Source organism: Candidatus Kryptonium thompsonii (genome assembly GCF_001535985.1).
Classification (GTDB): Bacteria; Bacteroidota; Ignavibacteria; order Kryptoniales; family Kryptoniaceae; genus Kryptonium; species Kryptonium thompsonii.
Genome location: NZ_CZVS01000004.1, coordinates 1 through 17,914, shown reverse-complemented (window position 1 = coordinate 17,914; position 17,914 = coordinate 1). Strand labels below are relative to the sequence as shown.

Genomic DNA, 17,914 nt, shown 5'->3' with positions numbered 1-17,914 from the left:
TGTTAAACTCCTCACATTTTCTCGCGCATCAATTCATACATGATCGCCTTTTGAACATGGAGTCGATTTTCAGCCTCGTCAAAGACAACGCTGTTTGGTGAATCGATCACATCGTTTGTAACCTCTTCGCCGCGGTGAGCTGGCAGACAGTGCATAAAAAGTGCATCTGGTTTTGCCTTTGAAAATAGTTCTTTATTTACTTGATACGGTTGGAAAATTTTCTTTCTTATTTCTGCTTCGCTTTCCTGTCCCATGCTTGCCAAACATCTGTGTAAACAACATCCGCATCTTTTACGGCTTCAAAAGGATCGTTTACAATGGTTATCTTTACACCTGTTTGTTTTGCGTCTTCAATGGCAAGTTCATAAATTTCCTTCTTTGGTTCATAGCCCTTTGGTGTAGCAGCCCAGAAGTTAACACCAAGTTTTGCTGCACCAAACATTAAAGAATGACAAACATTGTTGCCATCTCCGATGAATACAACTTTTAGATTTTTAAGATTTCCTTTTTTCTCAAGCATTGTAAAGTAATCAGCCATCGCTTGACATGGGTGTAATAAATCCGTTAAACCATTTATCACTGGGATCTTGACAGATCTTGCAAGTTCAAGCACAATATCATGCCCAAATGTTCTTATCATTATTCCATCGACCATCCTTTCAAGTGTTTTCCCAACATCATAAACAGATTCCCTTTTTCCCATTTGAATGTCCGATGGCGCAAGGTAAATTGCATCGCCACCCAATTGTCTTATTCCAACTTCAAAGCTAACCCTTGTTCTCAAGGAAGGTTTTTCAAAAATAAGTGCAAGTATTTTGCCTTCCAAAGACTTGGAGAATTTTTTGGGGTTTGATTTCATTTCCTTTGTTAGTTCGAAAATCTGATGAACTTCATCAACGGTTAGATCATGAATCGAAATAAAATCTTTGTGTCTCATCAATTTAAAATGTTTTTGTTTTTAAGGTTTAATTCAAAAATCAAACTTTTAGCTTTTTTGATTTGACAAAATCTGTTAATATATCTACAAGATCTGGCTTTCCGATTTCTTGTAATTCGTATTTAACACGCACGCTTGGTTTGTTAAGTTTTAATACTCGTCTTAAATCAATAGGTGTTCCAATTATTACAATATCAGCAGGCGTTCTATTTATCGTTTTTTCGAGTTCCTTTATTTGCTCTTTTCCATATCCTACCGCTGGCAGTAGGTTCCTTATTTGTGTGTACTTTTCAAATGTTTCTTTAATCGAACCAACAGCGTAATCACGAGGGTCGACAAGCTCTTTAGCTCCAAATTTTTTCGCAGCCAAAACAGCAGCACCGTAGGACATCTCCCCATGTGTGAGAGTTGGACCATCCTCAACAGCGAGGGCTCTCTTACCACGGATCAGAGAACCATCCTCAACAAAAATTGGTGAAGCAGCTTCAATTATTATTGCTTTCGGATTTACGCTTTTTATGTTGTTTCTTACAGTTTCAACATCGGCTGGGTTTGCAGAATCAACTTTGTTTATTACAACGACATCAGCAATTCTAAGATTTGAACTACCAGGGTAATAGGTTAATTCATGTCCAGGTCTGTGTGGGTCGGTGACGACAATTGTTAAATCGGGTTTGAAAAATGGCATATCGTTATTTCCGCCATCCCAAATTATTACATCAGCTTCTTTTTCTGCTTCTCGAAGTATTTTCTCATAGTCAACCCCAGCATAAACAACCCCACCGTTTGCTATGTGAGGTTCGTATTCCTCCATCTCTTCTATGGTACAATTTTGCCTATACATGTCTTCAATCGAAGCAAACCTTTGAACAACCTGCTTTCTGAGGTCGCCATATGGCATTGGATGCCTTACCACTACGACTTTTAATCCCATTTCCCTTAGTAACCTTGCAACTTTCCTTGAAGTTTGACTTTTTCCGCATCCCGTTCTTACGGCTACAACCGCAACTACTGGAACTTTGCTCTTAAGCATCGTTTGGTTAAGCCCCAAGAGCCGAAAACTCGCACCAGCTGAGATCACCCTTGATGCTCTTTCCATAACATACTGATGGGATACATCTGAATATGAGAAAACGACTTCATCAACTTTGAATTTTTTTATAAGTTCTTCAAGCTTTTCTTCGGGATAAATTGGAATTCCTTTTGGGTAAAGCTTTCCAGCTAATTCAGGTGGGTATTTCCTGTTTTCTATGTTTGGTATTTGTGTGGCTGTGAAAGCAACAACTTCGTAGTTTTCATTATCACGATAATACATGTTGAAATTGTGAAAATCTCTTCCAGCTGCACCCATAATTATGACTTTTTTCCTGTCCATGAAACCTCCATAAAATGTTTTTATTTTAATTCGACAAATGAAAATAAAGGTCAAAAAAGATGGTAATTCAAGGTTAGAGCAGAAGGGAAATAGATTGGATTATTGTAGGAAGCACTAAGTTTTGTAGTCTTTGGGGGTTAAACCTGTGAGATTATTTAGCTTTGGTTTAAACATAGTACAACAGTAGAAGTTTGCTTAAAAATTCAATAATTTTTAAATTTTTCAGTGTAAATTTAAGCAAAAAATTTCGGAAAACAAAAACGAAAATTTTAAAGGAGGTGCCATTATGTTCAAGGATTCAATTGAACTAAAAAATTATCTTGTTGGTGTAGTTGAATTTGATGGTGATGTTAATGTAATTGATCCTGTAAAACTTAGGGAGAAGGCCATCGATGAGCTTGTTTATAACGCTGTTTTTAATCCCGATGAAAATTTAAAGATGGAAATACGCAATCTTATTCGCAAGATAGCTAGAAAATTAGGTGTAATTCCTGCTTCTATACAAAGTTTTTATGAAGCGATGGGAAGAGGGGAAGTTGGTGGATTTACCGTTCCAGCGGTTAACATTCGTGGTTTAACTTATGATGTAGCGAGGGCTTATGTGAGGGCTGTTAAGAAACACAATGTCGGTGCATTCATCTTTGAAATCGCTAAATCAGAAATAGGTTACACCTTCCAAAGACCAAGTGAATATACCGCTTGCGTTCTCTCTGCATGCATAAAGGAAGGGTATCAAGGTCCTGTTTTTATCCAAGGTGACCATGTTCAAGTAAGTGCTAAAAAATATGCAGAGGATCCAGAGAAGGAAATTAATTCGTTAAAAGCTCTTGTGAAGGAGGAAATAGAAGCAGATTTTTACAACATTGATATTGATAGTTCAACTCTTGTTGACTTGAGCAAACCGACGCTTGATGAACAACAGAGGCCAAATTATGAAGTTGCTGCTGAAATGACGGAATTTATAAGAAAACTTCAACCAGAGGGAATCGAAATTTCAGTTGGCGGTGAAATTGGTGAAGTTGGAGGCAAAAATAGCACACCTGAAGAATTAAGAGCATATATGGCTGGATATCTTAAGCTTCTTTCGGAGAAAGGGAATTATAAAGGTATAAGCAAAATAAGCGTTCAAACTGGGACGACGCACGGTGGAGTTCCATTGCCAGATGGAACAATCGCACAAGTTAAAATCGATTTTGAAACCTTGCGTGTGCTTTCTGAAATTGCACGCAGAGAATATGGCTTATCGGGTGCAGTTCAACACGGTGCATCAACTTTGCCTGAGGAATTATTCGATAAATTCCCACAGGTTGGAACTGCGGAAATTCACCTTGCGACGGAATTTCAAAATATGATTTATTCAATGCTTCCAGATGATTTCAAAAATGAAGTCTATGAATTCCTTAAAAAAGAGTTTAAGGACGAATGGAAATCAGGAGACACTGAGGAGCAATTCATTTACAAGACTAGAAAGAAAGGCTTCGGACCATTTAAAAAGGAATTTTGGGATCTACCACAATCGCTTAAAGATGAAATTGGCAATGCGCTTGAGAAGAAGTTTAGCTTGCTTTTGCAGAAGTTAAATGTCGTCGATACTTATGACCTTGTGAGAAAGTATGTCAAGGTTTGAATAACATTCCAAAGGAAACTTATCCTTGATCTCTAAATTTTTAAAGAGTAGCAAGATTTTACCCCCTGTTTTTGCAGGGGGGCTTGAAAATTTTAAAGTTTCATTTAAAATAAAATGAAAAGAATACTTCAAATTTTATCCTTCTTTTTGCTTTTTGATATCTCTGCAAATTCTCAGCAAAGTTTACAGATAAAGTTTTATGACATCGATGGAAATATCAAGATAGTCAATTACAAAGTTAAACGCCCTAAAATTGCGCTTGTATTAAGTGGCGGGGGCGCAAGAGGGCTCAGTCATATTGGGGTTTTAAAGGTGTTTGATGAGTACAATATCCCTATCGATTACATAATTGGCACGAGCATGGGAAGTATAGTAGGTGGTTTATACTGTGCTGGGCTTAAAGCAGAAGAAATTGAAAGAATCGCTACCACAACAAATTGGGATTATGTTTTAACACTTGGGGAAAGAGAAGATAGGGCAAACTTGTTCCTTGAGAGAAAATATTTAATTGAGAAAAGTTTTATCTATTTTCGATTTAAAGGTTTTAAGCCACTTATCCCTTCTTATGTGAGCTCAGGTCAGGGTATAACCGAATCCCTTTTGAAAATTTTCTTTAAGACACCGTTTCACTATGTGACAAATTATGAAGAGCTAAAACCAAAGTTTTATTCAGTTGCAACCGACCTTATAAGTGGACGAAGAATTATCTTCTCAAAGGGGAATCTTGTTTATGTCGTCAGGGCGAGCTCAACAATTCCACTTGCTTTTCAGCCTGTTTCTATGGATTCCCTTGTTCTTGTAGATGGAGGATTGATTTCAAATATACCTGCTGATGTAGCCAGAGAGCTTGGGTGTGATATTGTTATAACTGTGGATGCGACAAGCCCACTGCGTAACCCCACTGATATTCAATTGCCATGGAACACAGCTGACCAAATAGTTGGAATAATGATGCAACTTTCAAACGAAGTCCAACTTGAAAAATCTGACATAGTTCTAAAGCCGAACCTTGATAACATAAACTCTACTGATTTTGAAAAGGCAGATTTAATAATAAAAAGAGGCAAAGAAATCGCCAAAGAAAAAATCGATGAGATAATTTCTCTTATAGAGTCGAAATGTGAAATTTTAAGCGATGGAGAAACACAAAAATTTTCCAATTACAAGTTGAAAGTTTATGGTGATGGTTTACCTGCCGATGTTGTTTCAACGATCTTCCAAAAGAATGAAATCACCGATGAAGAAATTGTTAAGAGCTTAAGCAAGCTGTTATCCGAAGGTGAATATGGCAAGATTGATATTGAGGTTCATAAAAATTCAAACATTGACGAAATTATAATTTGGACTGAGCTAAATCCAAGGGTGAAAAGGGTAAATGTTTATCCGCAGTCGATGCGAAATTTTCAAATGGACTTCTCAAGATTTAAGAGTGATATATTTAGCTCTGTAGAAATTAGCGATTCATCTTTTGTTTTTCATCCAAAGAGTGTTGTTTATTTTTCGGAAAGCGAGATTTATAAAATTTCACGGGAGATTTTGAGCGTTTTTCATTTTTATGGATATCCGTTCGTTAAAGTTCGGACACTTGAATTTAATGATTCGTCTAACGAGCTTAACATCTATTTAACCGATGGATATGTTTCTGACATAAGGATTTCAGGGAATAAAAATACGAAGAATTCTGTTGTGCTTCGTGATGTTATGTTTAAAAAGGGTGAAGTGTTAACAGATGATAAAGTTATAAAGACGCTTCAAAACCTGTGGTCTACAAATCTTTTTTCACAGATAAGGTTTGATTATGAGGTCAATGATAGTGTTAAAGTGGCGCTTCATCTTCAGGAATCACCATCCCAATTTTTGAGAATAGGCATGAGAATTGACAGTGAGCGAGGGGGACAGTTTTTTTCGGATTTTAGAAATGAAAATACATTTGGGCTTAATGATGATTTTGGTATGACTCTTCAAGGTGGTATGAGAAATTTGCTTTTCAAACTTGAATATAAAGTCGATCGACTTTTTAATACGATGTTTACTTATAGATTGAATTTTTACAACTCGGTAAGAAAAGTTTACACTTATGAAACGATTTATGGAGATAAAAGTTTCTTCTTAAAGAACAATGGTGAGATTAAGTTCGGGTATGGGGGATTTGAATTATCGGTTGGAGGGCAGTTTGAAAGGCTTGGAAATACATTGCTGAAGTATCAGGTAGAAGAAGCGTTTGTAAAGAATGTTTCAAGAGTTGAATTTAAAGATGAAAAAAATTTGCTCTCAAAATTACAGTTGAGCATAGTTGTTGATTCAAGGGATAGGGCTTATTTCCCAAACCGTGGTATTTATTTGAATGCCTATTACGAGACATCTCAGAAGTTTCTTGGTTCGGATATCGCTTATTCAAAAATTTTCTTTTCGTATGAGAACTACAACACCTACTTCAAATACGGGGCTCTGAGATTAAAATTTTTGTTTGGTTTATGTGATGAATCGACCCCTTTATCTCAGCAATTTTTCATCGGCTCGATAACAGGATTAAATTCCTTTGCTGGAATGAGGGAAGATGAAATTTATGGGAGGCAGGTTATTATCGGTGGGGTTGAGGCGAGATTTAAAAGTCCTATTAAAGTTATGTTTGAAAATTTTATCTCTTTGCGCTATGATATTGGAGCAGGGTGGGAAAAACTCGAAGCGGTGAGGTGGAAAGATTTAAGACATGGCGTAGGAATAGAAATTGGTTTCGATACCCCGATAGGGGCGTTGCGAATAATTGTGGGTAAAAGTTTTATTTTAAAGAAAATTGAAAAAAATGAAGTGCTGTGGGGTCCGATCGTGTCTCAGTTTTCGCTTGGGTTTGAGTGAAATACTTGGAACTTGATTTCTTAAAAATGTTTTTTAAATTATAAATAGTACCAAAAACAAAGGTGTAAAATTTTAAAAATTTTGGCGAATTACGATAGGGAGCGAGAGAGGGCAGTTATAGTTGGTGTGATTTTCCCGCATCAAACAAGAGCGCAAGTTGAGGAATATCTTGATGAGCTTGAGCTTCTTGCTGACACGGCGGGGGCTGATGTAGTTTGTAGGGTTTATCAAGAAAGAGACAAGCCAGATCCTGCTTTTTTCATCGGTAGGGGTAAAGCAGAACAAATAGCCAAAATCGTTGAGGAAGAAAAAATTGATTTAGTAATTTTTGACGATGACCTGTCAGGAGTTCAAATCAGAAATCTGGAGAATATAATAAATTGCAAAATTATAGATAGAACGACGCTTATACTTGATATATTTGCGTCCCATGCGAGGACGGCGCCTGCCAAGATACAGGTTGAGCTTGCCCAGCTTGAGTATTTACTGCCGAGATTGACGGGTAAATGGAGGCACCTTTCGAAGCAATATGGTGGCATCGGCACAAAGGGACCTGGTGAAACTCAACTTGAAACGGATAGACGACTCATCAAAAGAAAAATTGCAATTTTAAGGAGGAAATTAGGTGAAATTGACAACCAGAGAAAAGTTCAAAGAAAAGGTAGGCGTGATATTTTCAGGGTCGCACTTGTTGGTTATACAAACGCTGGTAAATCGACCCTTTTAAATGTTATGGCTAATACGAATGTTTATGTTGAGGATAAACTTTTTGCAACCCTTGATGCGACAACTCGAGTTATTAAATTTTCCCCAACTAAAAAAGTTCTGTTAACAGATACGGTCGGTTTCATAAGAAAACTTCCACATCATCTCATCGCATCTTTTAAATCAACACTTGACGAAATTATCGAAGCGGATATTTTAATTCATGTTGTTGATATATCAGCCCCTAATTTCAGGGAACAAATAAAAGTTGTTGAGGAAACCCTTGAAGAACTTAACTCACTTGACAAACCAACAATTATCGCATTTAACAAGATAGATAAGTTGCAGGATAGAAGTATAATTCATACTCTTGCGAAGGAATATGAAAACGCTGTTTTCATATCGGCGTCTCGTGGAGTGAACATTCAAGCGTTGAAAGATAAAATTCTTCAATTGATAGATGATCATTATGTTGAAATAACTGGCAAGGTTAATGTTTCAAATCCTGAAGCTATGTCGATTATCTACAAATTGGGGGAAGTTCTTGATGTAAAGTATGACGATGATAATTACATAACATTAAGAGTTAAGGTCGAGAAAAGACACCTACCGAAAATTTCAGCATATATTTTAACTTGAATTTTTACTTCCAGCTGTCATACTCAACTGTGCACCAAGCTTCGTCATCAACATAAAGTTCGTGGGTTGACTTTAACCGCGGTAGTTTTTTAAGTTTGATTTTATCATACGCCTCCACCCTGAAAAATGAGGATCTAAACCAGTTAATATTAGGTATGCCGATTTTAAGTTTTTTATTGATCAAATAATGGTTGTAGTTCTCAATCCATTGATTCTCATCCTCTGGGTAATAAGAGAAATCTCGAATTATATCCGTTATAACCATTCCTGTTGAAAGAATAAATCTTTGTATATGATACCATTTCTCAAGGTTTGCTTCGATGTGAGTCAAACCGAAGTATCCCGCAGAGTTTCTCTTTTTTAACGCCTGCATACATCTGTATATGAAAAGGATGAAACCTTGGAGCGTTTCAACGGGATCTGTTAAGAATGTGTCATATTTATTCATCTCTTTTCTCGGGAATGAATCAAGAACATCATGAGTTATCGTTGTTATGTTGAGATCATATTCTTTTGATACATCGTTTATGAAGTCAGTTAATCTTTTGTCGATTTCAAGGACGGTTATTTTCTTTGCAACTCCAAGCAAGCCAATTGCTATGCTTACGAGGTCGTCATCACCAAGGATAAATATTGCCTTATCTTCAATGTCACCTCTCTCATACATGAAAATTGCACGCCTTATTGCGTCTTCAGCGCTTATGAATCCCTGGTCATACTCAATTGATGGAAGGGGACGATTTTTGACAATGTTTTTGTAAGTTTCGAAGATTTTTAAATATTCACCTTTTATTTGAATTCCGCCACGACAGTGTTCACATCTTGGATCTGGATAAAATTTTGTTTGTATTTGACCATCGAGATAAAATTTGTCCCCTTCCCTTTTTATGATTTTTTCTTTTAGAAGTTTGTTCAATACTTGATAAAGTTCCTTTAAAGTGCCATCTTGTCTGTTTACTATTTCCCAAAAAGTTTTCTCGCCTGAAGATAAAGCACGCAGTATCTGATTTTTAATCTTGCTGTTAGCCATGACTGTTCCGCTTATCTAATTTTTATAAAATTTACAAATTTATTTTGTTATTTCAAACTGAGTAAATGTCAAAAATTTTGTCCTGCTAAGTTTTTAATGTGGCATTTTTAGACAAGTAAGAGATTTTAAACTTTTTTCTCTGACTAATTTATAGCTAAGTTTGTTTGGCATAGTGTTTGATTTTTATTTAAAATGAAGTTATATTAAGAAGTGAAAAACAAATCTTGGATTGTGATGAAAAATTTTAATCTCACCGAACGCATTCAGAGAGTCAGAAGATATTTTCGGAAAACTTCAAAGGAAGAGGTAATACTTCTAATAAATCAAGCCATAAAGGAGCTTGGGGAAATTGAAAATAGGACCGATGAGATATGGGCTCATATTATGGATATGAGTAGGGGTAAGAAGAAGGATAGGAAAGTTTACATTGAGTTGATCGGTGAGGAGCTTGATAAGATAATTGAAGGGGTTGAGACGGTGAAGGAAATTTTGAATAAGGCGAAGGGGAACATCCGTTTATCCCAGAGAAAGGAACATGAAATTGACCTTTGGATTTAAAAAAGAAAATAGATGAGAGATGCAAGTAACACTTCAAAAAGCCTTCATTAAAATTGACAAGGAGCAATGCAAAGGTTGTACACTTTGCATTGAGACATGTCCGGTTGATGTTTTAAAAATTTCGGATAAGTTTAATTCGCGCGGTTATCATTATGCGGAATATGTCGGAGATGGTTGCACCGGCTGTGGGGTTTGTTTTTATGCGTGCCCTGAACCAGGGGCTATAACTGTTTATAAACGCGGTGCAATCGTCGATGAAGAAATTTTAAAATTCTTTAACTGAACGAAGCATAGATTGCTTCGTTTTCATTTAAAAAAACCGCTGATAAAGCAGCGGTTAAAAAGAAAACAAAAAGGAAATTTTGAAGTATGCCTAAACAACTGATGAAAGGAAACGAGGCAGTTGTAAGAGGGGCAATCTTGGCAGGTTGCAGAGCATTTTTTGGATACCCAATCACACCAGCAAGTGAAATCGCTGAAGCTGCTGCACTTTTAATGCCCGAAGTTGGTGGGGTTTTCATTCAAGCTGAAAGCGAGGTTGCGGCAATTAATATGCTTTTCGGCGCAGCAAGCGGTGGTGTGAGAGCGATGACCGCTTCCTCAAGCCCAGGGATAAGTTTGATGCAAGAAGGAGTTTCATATGCAGCGGGAGCAGAATTGCCGATGGTTATAGTTGATGTTATGCGAGGTGGTCCAGGGCTTGGCAATATAGCACCTGAACAAGGGGATTATTATCAAGTTGTTAAGGGTGGAGGGCATGGCAATTATAAGGTTATAGTCCTCGCTCCTAATTCCGTTCAAGAAATGTGTGATTTAACTTATCTTGCATTTGACCTTGCTGAAAAATACAGAAACCCTGTTTATGTTCTCGCTGATGGATTTATTGGGCAAATGGTTGAACCAGTTGAATTCCCAGAACCAAAACTTCCCCAGATTGATAAAACATGGTGCGTTGATGGAACTGCCGAGACAAGACATAACCTTATAACATCAATTTATCTTGCGCCAGAGGAGTTAGAACAACACAACTTGAGGTTAAAAGAAAAATACGATCGCATCAAAAGAGAAGAGGTGAGATACGAAGCCTATAAAGTTGATGATGCCGAGCTCGTTTTGGTTGGTTATGGGATAGTTTCAAGAATTTTGAAGAGTGTTGTTGATATAATGAGAGGGGATGGATATAAAGTTGGTTTGTTAAGACCGATAACATTGTTTCCATTCCCTGATGAAAAAATTAGAGAGATCGCCAAAACTGCGCAAGTATTTCTCGTTGTTGAGTTAAGCACAGGTCAAATGGTTGATGATGTAAAGCTTGCATTAAATGGGATGCGTGAGGTTAAGTTTTATGGAAGGTGTGGAGGTATGGTGCCGTCCGCTGAGGAAATCATTGAGCAAGTTAAATCTATTTTTGAAGAACTCGAAAAGGAAATTGAACATCAAAAGTGAGGTCGAAAAATGGCAACAACAATATTGAAAAAGCCCAGCACTTTTTACGAGGTTTTTACAAGAAAACCAGATGCGGATAAGATAAATACGCACTACTGCCCAGGCTGTGGTCATGGAAAACTACATAAGTTAATAGCTGAAGCAATTGAAGATTTGGGGATTCAAGATAGAGTCATAATCATCAATCCAGTTGGTTGTTCAGTTTTTCTTTATTACTATTTTGATACTGGACATATACAAGTTGCTCATGGTAGGGCTCCAGCAGTTGCGACAGGCATCAAGCGTGTTCATCCACATAGCATAGTTATAAGTTATCAAGGTGATGGTGATCTTGCAGCGATCGGTGGGAATGAGATTTTACACGCAGCAAATAGAGGGGAACATATAACTGTTTTCTTTGTCAATAATGCAATATACGGTATGACTGGTGGCCAGATGGCTCCAACTACGCTACCTGGTATGAAGACAACTACAACGCCACGAGGTAGAGATATCCACAATGAAGGTTATCCGCTAAAAATGGCTGAATTGATAGCGACGCTTGAAGCTCCTGTTTACGTTGAGCGAGTGGCTTTAACTGATGCAAAAAATATGGCAAAAGCAAGAAAGGCAGTTAGAAAAGCGATTCAAATTCAAGTTGAGGGAAAGGGATTTGCTTTTGTTGAAGCACTTTCTGCCTGTCCAACTGGCTGGGGGATGAACCCGCCTGATGCGGAGAGATGGATAAATGAAGTTATGACAAAATATTTCCCACTCGGCGTTTTTAAAGACATTTCTGATAAAGTTGAGCCTGTAAAATTTGAAAGGAAAATTCTTACGCCCGAGGATATCAAAAAAGCAATTGGAATTGATGGTGGAGAAATTACACAGGTAAAGAAATATCAAAGAAATACTGTCGCTGAAAAGTACAAAAATCCGAAGATAAAAATAGCTGGCTTCGGTGGTCAAGGAATTCTTTTGCTTGGGTTAGTGTTAACTCAAGCTGGTATGCTTGAGGAGTATCATGTCTCCTGGCTTCCATCTTACGGACCTGAGATGAGAGGTGGAACAGCAAATTGTCATGTAAATATATCTGAGACCGAGATTGCTTCACCGCTTGTGTCAATTCCAACGGTGTTGATCGTCATGAATAGACCATCGCTTGAGAAATTTGAGAGAACTGTTAAGCCTGGTGGGATTATATTTTATGATAACTCATTGATTGACATTGAACCATCAAGAAAAGATGTTGAAGTTGTCGCAGTGCCTGCCACGAAGATTGCGGATGACCTTGGCTCGACTAAAGTTGCAAATATGGTGATGATAGGTGCTTACATTGGATACACTGGCATTCTAACCAAGGAAAGCGTCTTTGATGCTCTCGACATGATGGTTAAAAGAAAAGAATTTAACGAGTTAAATAGGAGAGCGGTTGAAGCTGGGATGAAGTTTGTTATGTGAATTTTTTAAATGCTCAAAAGGGGCTGAATAATTCAGCCCCTTTTTAATAATTTTACAACCTCGTTGAAAACCATATCAACTGTTAAAAGCTTCATACATTTCATGTAATTTTCGCCTTCCTTGTTGCAGAAATCAAGATGACATGGGTGACATTCAACATCAACTCTCAATGCTTTGTGTCCCTCGCTATTCGGATACGGAAACCATATATCTTCTTCCCCAGGTCCGAAAATTCCAATTGTTTTAGTTCCAACCGCAACAGAGATATGCATCGGACCACAGTCGTTCGATATGTAAAGATCAACCAGAGATAACACGCTGGCAAGTTGACGCAAATTTAAAGCATCAAGCACAAATATATTTTTTCTTGAAGTGAGGTTAAAAACTTCAATGGCAAGTTCCGTTTCATTTTCAGAATGAGTTATGATTACATTAGCGTTTAATTTTAAGGCAATTCTGTTAGCAAGTTCTGCGAAATTTTCTTTAAACCACATCTTTGCTGGCCATGTTGCTCCAGGATGGATTCCAACTGTTTTTTTATTTAGATCAATGCCTTTGCTTTTCAAGTATTCCGTTGCCCAACTCTTTTCATTATGGCTTAAAAAAATTTCTGTTTTCATATCTTCATATGACAATGGTTCACTAAATGTTATTCCAATTGGTTTCAAATAATCAAGGTGGAATTTGATCGCATTTTTTCTTTCTTCGCTTCTTGGAATCGGATGTGTGTAAAGATATTTCCTCCATCCAAATTCCCCTCCAATCCTTGTCTTCGCACCACTTAAAAACGATAAAATTGCGCTTCTTGGATTCCCAAATAGATCAATGACGAGGTCAAATTTTTTGGTTCTTAAAGTTTTGATAAAATTAAGTTGTTCTTTAAGGGTCCACGAAAAGTCAAGTGGGATCAATTCGTCCAAGTACGGGTTGTTTTCAAGTAGGGTGATGGCATTTTTATCCGCAAGATAGGCAATATATGAATTGGGAAATTTCTTTCTCACCGCTCTTATCACTGGAGTTGTGAGCACAATGTCCCCAATAAATCGAAGGCGTGTTATGAGAATTTTCTCAAAGGTACCCATTTTTGGGAATTTGAAATTTTTTTGACAAATTTAAACAGAAAAAACAATTTGAAAAAGAAAAATTGCTTCGTGAACATTCAGCGGGTGCGGTAATTTATAGGGTAGAGGGTGGCGACTTCAAGTTTTTAATTTTAAAATATGGGCTTGGGCACTGGGATTTTCCGAAGGGAAATGTTGAAAAGGGAGAATCTGAACTTGAGACAGTTAAAAGGGAAGTATTGGAGGAGACGGGGATCGATAAAATTGAGATAATTGATGGTTTTAAGGAAAGAGTAGGATATTATTACAGGATGAAGGGAAATTTAATTTACAAGACTGTGAATTATTATCTTGCTCGAACTGATCAAAAGGAAGTTAAGCTATCTTATGAGCATGAAGATTATGCTTGGGTTACCGTTGATGAGGCGCTTAAATACATAAAACACAAAAATAGCATTGATGTTTTAAATAAAGCCTACCAATATTTAAAAAATAAAGGGGGTGAAACAGGGTGAGAAAATTTGCTAATTTTTTACTTCTTGTTCTTCTTCCGATTGCCTTGGTTGCGGTTATAATCCTTTTGGTAAGGTTTTTAGCTGTTGATGAGAAACATCTTTTTGATGAGAGTGAAATTTTCTATTAAAAAATAAAAAGCCGGACGCTTTAGATGCGCCCGGCCTGTGAACCTTACTTTATCAGCATCATCTTCTTAACACTTGTGAACTTACCTGCTTCAAGGCGATAGAAGTAAACCCCACTTGGATATCCGCTCATATTGACATCAACGCTATATCTGCCAGCGTTAAACTCCCCATCAATTAGTTTCATAACTTCTCTTCCAAGAATGTCGTAAATTGTGAGCTTAACATGTTCTTTCTGTGGTATTTCAAATTCTATCCTTGTCGTTGGATTAAATGGATTCGGGTAGTTTTGATGCAGTATATAATTTCTTGGGATTTCAACATAAGGAGTCTCTTCAACTGTAGTTGCGATATCTTCTGCATAAGGACGAACAATAAAGAATGGAATTGGGTAATAATTATTACCATCGTAGATTGTAGAAAAGCGACCTCCAATATAAACATGTCTGTGTTTGGGATTAACCTCAATAACATCTGAAGATGGGGTTGCCCCCAGTGCCCACCTTTGACTTATTCTTTTGCCTGTTCTTTTGCTCAGCGCTTCAACCCCTGAACCAGCAAGGTAAACAACTGAATCAGTTAAAGCAACTGAATTATAAAAAGAATACTGTAAGAAGGGTATATCGGGTTTCCACCCTGTTACTTTCCCATTGTATGTGTAAATTGAAGCAATTTTTTGTCTCGCTGAATCACCGGTGATGGTGAAAGGACCAGTGATATAGATTACAGAGTCATCTATTGCTATATCTGCTACTGCGGTTGTGATTCTCCCATATTGATCATAACCAACTTGAAACGGACCTGTTTGCCAGTTGAGAAGTTTAACGCTGTCAAGTCGTGTTAAGAATGCAGCCATAAAGGTTCTCGGTATCGTATCAAGTGCTTTTGTAAACCATCCTGCAACAAATAATGTATCGCCTTTGATACCTATTGAGTTAACTCCTGCGGACAAGCCAGCCTTCCAGTCTAAGATTGCTCCAGTTCTTGGGTCTATAACCGCGAGACCTCCTTTTCCTTGAAGTCCCCAAAAACCGCCCGCAACATAAATTGCTTGTGGAGTTGGTATTATCTTTTTCACACCTGTATATCCTCCCCAGTAACTAAAGTGCGAACCCAAACTCCATTTTTTCTTTATCTGACCCGTCTTTAAATCAAGAGCGACAAAGATTTCAGGAGAATAGTAAAGCGGATCTGCGTAATTATACCAACGCCCACCGACCAATGCTATGCTCCCGCCAACATAAAGAACTGAGTCCATCACAGCAAGAGCAGATACGAATTTAACGGGTATATATGAGGTACCTTGTTGATTATTAATTTCCATGACAAAATTGAACTCAGGTCCGACCCAATCTCTTATTACCTTTCCTGTCCTCGCATCAATTGCAGAAAGTGAGTTTCTTTGGAGCACTTGCCTTCCAAGTGAACCCATTATTCTTGTCCTGAGGTCAGCGGCAACGAGCAATTTACCATTCCATATGTGCAGTCCATAAACAGTTGCCCCTGCCATACTCCAAACGCCTGGACCATCGGTATCGTTGAAAAGAACAGCACCTTTCCAATCCTTCACATTTCCATTAGTGGCGTCAAGAGCTATAACTCCGTATCTAAATATTGTGTCAGTGCCAGTTAGTACACATGTTAACAGGCTTCCTGCAACAAATATAGTATCCCCAGCAAATGCTAAGTCATTTATGTCACCGCCAGTGCTATATATAATCGAGCCTCGAGCTGTGAACTCGTATCTAAAGCGTGTATTCACCTTCCAACTTGTTAATTGACCTGTTGAAAGATCAAAGCATGCTATATCTCTTCTTTCTTCCGAATTAATGTAGCTGAACGCCCCGCCTATATATAACTTTGAATTGTGTATTTTAATAAGCTTTACTGTTCCTGGCTCACCACTATTTGGACTATATACAGTTACACTTGGATTCCATTCTTTAATTTCGCCTGTTACTTTGTCAATCAGGGCAAGCGATAGTCTTCTATATGTTCCAACAGAATCAAATCTACCGCCGATATAAATGTCGTTGCCGTTAATAGCGATTGCGTAAACCAAACCTGCAGATGTTCCATATTTGACCATAGGATTCCATGGCAAAAGTTTTCCTGTCTTAAGATCAAGCGCTGCAATACCATATCTTGTTGAATCCCCAACCTTTTGAATTTTCCCGCCAATGTATAATACTGAATCTGAAACAGCTATCGCTTTGATTCCACCATATTCTACAACTATTGAATCGGTTTTCCAAGGTAATACTTTACCAGTTTTTGCGTCAAGTGCAACAATATAAGTTCTTGTAGAATCCCCAACCTTGGTGAAATTACCAACTGCAAAAAGTATGGAGTCAACTAAGATCATATTCTCGTAGTCGGTAAAGGCAGAGAGAGTGGGAGGGTTAAAATTAAGATCAATGGTTCCGTCAGAATTTACATGCATAATTCCATTGAAAGATTTTACAAGACCATCTCTCAGCATGACTTTGAATTCATAACCACCGCATATATAAAAGCCACCTTTACCATCAGGGATAAACTTTTTTAGCCCATCTGATCCATAAAAATTAACTACTCTAAAAAAGTTCGTATCGACATCACCTGTTTTAAGGTCAAGCGCTCCAAATGGACCTATCGGTGGTCCCCAGAAATGAAAAGCTCCACCAACGAAAACGGTATCACCATGCGGAAGTATAGAGTATACAGGACCATTGGGGACATCGGGATTATCGAAAAACTTAAAGATGAGGCTCTGTTGCGAGTAAGCAGTGATAAAGTTAAGCACCCAAAATATGGTTAAAAGAATTCTTCGCACCATTTTTGAGTCTCCCTTTATTTTTTTAATCCAAAAACTTACTCGCTTCATCGCAGTTTATTCGATTTACATTAAGTTAAAAAATTTTTGAAAGGGAGCCGTGTGATTTATATCACAATTATGGTTACTTTAAGCTTTGCTAACAAGGGGTGAACATACCTTTGAAAATTTGGCTTCATTTTTTTAAATTTTTTAAAAATATTAAAAATATAAATTTATTTACACAATGGGCGACATTCCAGCAGATGAGTGGAAAAAGCTTATCAAATTTTTTATAGATACCGCAGAGGAAAAGGTAAATCAAATGAAAAAAGCACTTGAGACTAAGGACCTTAAGGTAATTCAATTATATGCCCATCAACTTAAAGGTTCTGGTGAAGCATTTGGTTTCCAGGAAATCACAGAGATCTCGGAACTGATAGAGCAAAAGTGTATTTTAGATTCTTGTTCAGATGATGAACTTTGCAAAATGATTCAAAAACTATCCGATACAATTGAAAAGTTTAAGTCAAGGTACATCAATTAATGATTTTACTTCTGTTATTTTTCTTCATTTCGGAGCCATTTCTCATAGCGCAGGTAAAAGTTGAACATGTTGAAAGGTATGCTGTATGTTATTCGAAGGTCGCACCTGATGAAGCGAAAGATTTTGAACTTTTGATCCTTGATCCCGACCATTACACAGCGGATGAGGTAGCGGAGCTTAAAAAATCTGGCGCAATTTTAATAGCATATCTTAACATAGCAGAGCTCGAGTCTTATCGTGGTTATTCTATCCCTGAGT

General features: G+C 37.4%; 14 protein-coding genes and 2 pseudogenes. 11 read left to right on the top strand and 5 right to left on the bottom strand.

The window, feature by feature from the left end:
• Positions 1–11: 11 nt before the first annotated feature.
• Both argF and AWW78_RS00725 read right to left on the bottom strand, forming a co-directional pair.
• Positions 12–937, bottom strand: a pseudogene (argF, locus tag AWW78_RS00730) (ornithine carbamoyltransferase).
• Between the two features lie 40 nt (positions 938–977).
• On the bottom strand, positions 978–2,312 hold the full coding sequence (locus AWW78_RS00725) for a cyclic 2,3-diphosphoglycerate synthase (RefSeq protein ID WP_047133788.1): 1,335 nt from the start codon (positions 2,310–2,312) through the stop codon (positions 978–980).
• 286 nt (positions 2,313–2,598) lie between these two features.
• On the opposite strand from AWW78_RS00725, the gene AWW78_RS00720 reads away from it, so the two are divergent.
• From AWW78_RS00720 to hflX, 3 genes are all read left to right on the top strand, one after another.
• The gene (locus AWW78_RS00720; RefSeq protein ID WP_047133787.1) at positions 2,599–3,939 is read left to right on the top strand and encodes a class II fructose-bisphosphate aldolase; all 1,341 of its coding nucleotides are present in this window, start codon (positions 2,599–2,601) and stop codon (positions 3,937–3,939) included.
• Positions 3,940–4,053: 114 nt separating this feature from the next.
• Positions 4,054–6,795, top strand: coding sequence for a patatin-like phospholipase family protein (locus AWW78_RS00715; RefSeq protein WP_047133786.1), 2,742 nt, complete (start codon positions 4,054–4,056; stop codon positions 6,793–6,795).
• An 81-nt stretch (positions 6,796–6,876) separates the two neighbouring features.
• Positions 6,877–8,139: a GTPase HflX gene (gene hflX / locus AWW78_RS00710; RefSeq protein ID WP_234697348.1), complete on the top strand. Its 1,263-nt coding sequence runs from the start codon at positions 6,877–6,879 to the stop codon at positions 8,137–8,139.
• Positions 8,140–8,143: 4 nt separating this feature from the next.
• Here the strand turns inward: hflX and AWW78_RS00705 are convergent, their stop codons facing one another.
• Positions 8,144–9,169 (bottom strand): bis-aminopropyl spermidine synthase family protein, encoded by a 1,026-nt coding sequence (locus tag AWW78_RS00705; protein WP_047133784.1) that lies wholly within the window; start codon positions 9,167–9,169, stop codon positions 8,144–8,146.
• A gap of 234 nt (positions 9,170–9,403) precedes the next feature.
• Between AWW78_RS00705 and AWW78_RS00700 the strand changes: the two genes are divergently transcribed.
• The 4 genes from AWW78_RS00700 (at position 9,404) to AWW78_RS00685 (ending at position 12,613) form a co-directional block, all read left to right on the top strand.
• Entirely contained in the window at positions 9,404–9,727 is a 324-nt protein-coding gene (locus AWW78_RS00700) for a hypothetical protein (RefSeq protein WP_047133783.1), read from the top strand.
• 19 nt (positions 9,728–9,746) lie between these two features.
• Positions 9,747–10,010, top strand: coding sequence for a 4Fe-4S dicluster domain-containing protein (locus AWW78_RS00695; protein ID WP_047133782.1), 264 nt, complete (start codon positions 9,747–9,749; stop codon positions 10,008–10,010).
• Between the two features lie 86 nt (positions 10,011–10,096).
• Positions 10,097–11,173, top strand: coding sequence for a 3-methyl-2-oxobutanoate dehydrogenase subunit VorB (locus tag AWW78_RS00690; protein ID WP_047133781.1), 1,077 nt, complete (start codon positions 10,097–10,099; stop codon positions 11,171–11,173).
• A 9-nt stretch (positions 11,174–11,182) separates the two neighbouring features.
• Positions 11,183–12,613, top strand: coding sequence for a 2-oxoacid:acceptor oxidoreductase family protein (locus tag AWW78_RS00685; RefSeq protein WP_047133780.1), 1,431 nt, complete (start codon positions 11,183–11,185; stop codon positions 12,611–12,613).
• A 32-nt stretch (positions 12,614–12,645) separates the two neighbouring features.
• On the opposite strand, the gene AWW78_RS00680 is transcribed toward AWW78_RS00685, so the two are convergent.
• Positions 12,646–13,641 carry a glycosyltransferase family 9 protein gene (locus AWW78_RS00680; RefSeq protein ID WP_075458679.1) on the bottom strand — a complete coding sequence of 332 codons (996 nt, stop codon included), beginning with the start codon at positions 13,639–13,641 and terminating at the stop codon, positions 12,646–12,648.
• A gap of 116 nt (positions 13,642–13,757) precedes the next feature.
• Between AWW78_RS00680 and AWW78_RS00675 the strand changes: the two genes are divergently transcribed.
• Positions 13,758–14,189, top strand: a complete 432-nt coding sequence (locus AWW78_RS00675; RefSeq protein WP_047133778.1) for a bis(5'-nucleosyl)-tetraphosphatase — start codon at positions 13,758–13,760, stop codon at positions 14,187–14,189.
• Positions 14,186–14,317, top strand: coding sequence for a hypothetical protein (locus AWW78_RS10825; RefSeq protein ID WP_255301252.1), 132 nt, complete (start codon positions 14,186–14,188; stop codon positions 14,315–14,317). The genes AWW78_RS00675 and AWW78_RS10825 overlap by 4 nt, the downstream gene beginning before the upstream one ends.
• 44 nt (positions 14,318–14,361) lie before the next feature.
• Here the strand turns inward: AWW78_RS10825 and AWW78_RS00670 are convergent, their stop codons facing one another.
• On the bottom strand, positions 14,362–17,133 hold the full coding sequence (locus tag AWW78_RS00670; protein ID WP_176693901.1) for a T9SS type A sorting domain-containing protein: 2,772 nt from the start codon (positions 17,131–17,133) through the stop codon (positions 14,362–14,364).
• Between the two features lie 223 nt (positions 17,134–17,356).
• Between AWW78_RS00670 and AWW78_RS00665 the strand changes: the two genes are divergently transcribed.
• Positions 17,357–17,656 (top strand): Hpt domain-containing protein, encoded by a 300-nt coding sequence (locus tag AWW78_RS00665; RefSeq protein ID WP_047133776.1) that lies wholly within the window; start codon positions 17,357–17,359, stop codon positions 17,654–17,656.
• A pseudogene (locus tag AWW78_RS00660) lies at positions 17,656–17,914 on the top strand (hypothetical protein); the annotation flags it as partial. The gene AWW78_RS00665 and the pseudogene AWW78_RS00660, both read left to right, overlap by 1 nt.

Bases quoted from the DNA above. Each gene is read 5' to 3' on its own strand.
- AWW78_RS00725 (WP_047133788.1), bottom strand. From the start codon at position 2,312: ATGGACAGGAAAAAAGTCATAATTATGGGTGCAGCTGGAAGAGATTTT.
- AWW78_RS00720 (WP_047133787.1), top strand. From the start codon at position 2,599: ATGTTCAAGGATTCAATTGAACTAAAAAATTATCTTGTTGGTGTAGTT.
- AWW78_RS00715 (WP_047133786.1), top strand. From the start codon at position 4,054: ATGAAAAGAATACTTCAAATTTTATCCTTCTTTTTGCTTTTTGATATC.
- AWW78_RS00705 (WP_047133784.1), bottom strand. From the start codon at position 9,169: ATGGCTAACAGCAAGATTAAAAATCAGATACTGCGTGCTTTATCTTCA.
- AWW78_RS00700 (WP_047133783.1), top strand. From the start codon at position 9,404: ATGAAAAATTTTAATCTCACCGAACGCATTCAGAGAGTCAGAAGATAT.
- AWW78_RS00695 (WP_047133782.1), top strand. From the start codon at position 9,747: ATGCAAGTAACACTTCAAAAAGCCTTCATTAAAATTGACAAGGAGCAA.
- AWW78_RS00690 (WP_047133781.1), top strand. From the start codon at position 10,097: ATGCCTAAACAACTGATGAAAGGAAACGAGGCAGTTGTAAGAGGGGCA.
- AWW78_RS00685 (WP_047133780.1), top strand. From the start codon at position 11,183: ATGGCAACAACAATATTGAAAAAGCCCAGCACTTTTTACGAGGTTTTT.
- AWW78_RS00670 (WP_176693901.1), bottom strand. From the start codon at position 17,133: ATGGTGCGAAGAATTCTTTTAACCATATTTTGGGTGCTTAACTTTATC.
- AWW78_RS00665 (WP_047133776.1), top strand. From the start codon at position 17,357: ATGGGCGACATTCCAGCAGATGAGTGGAAAAAGCTTATCAAATTTTTT.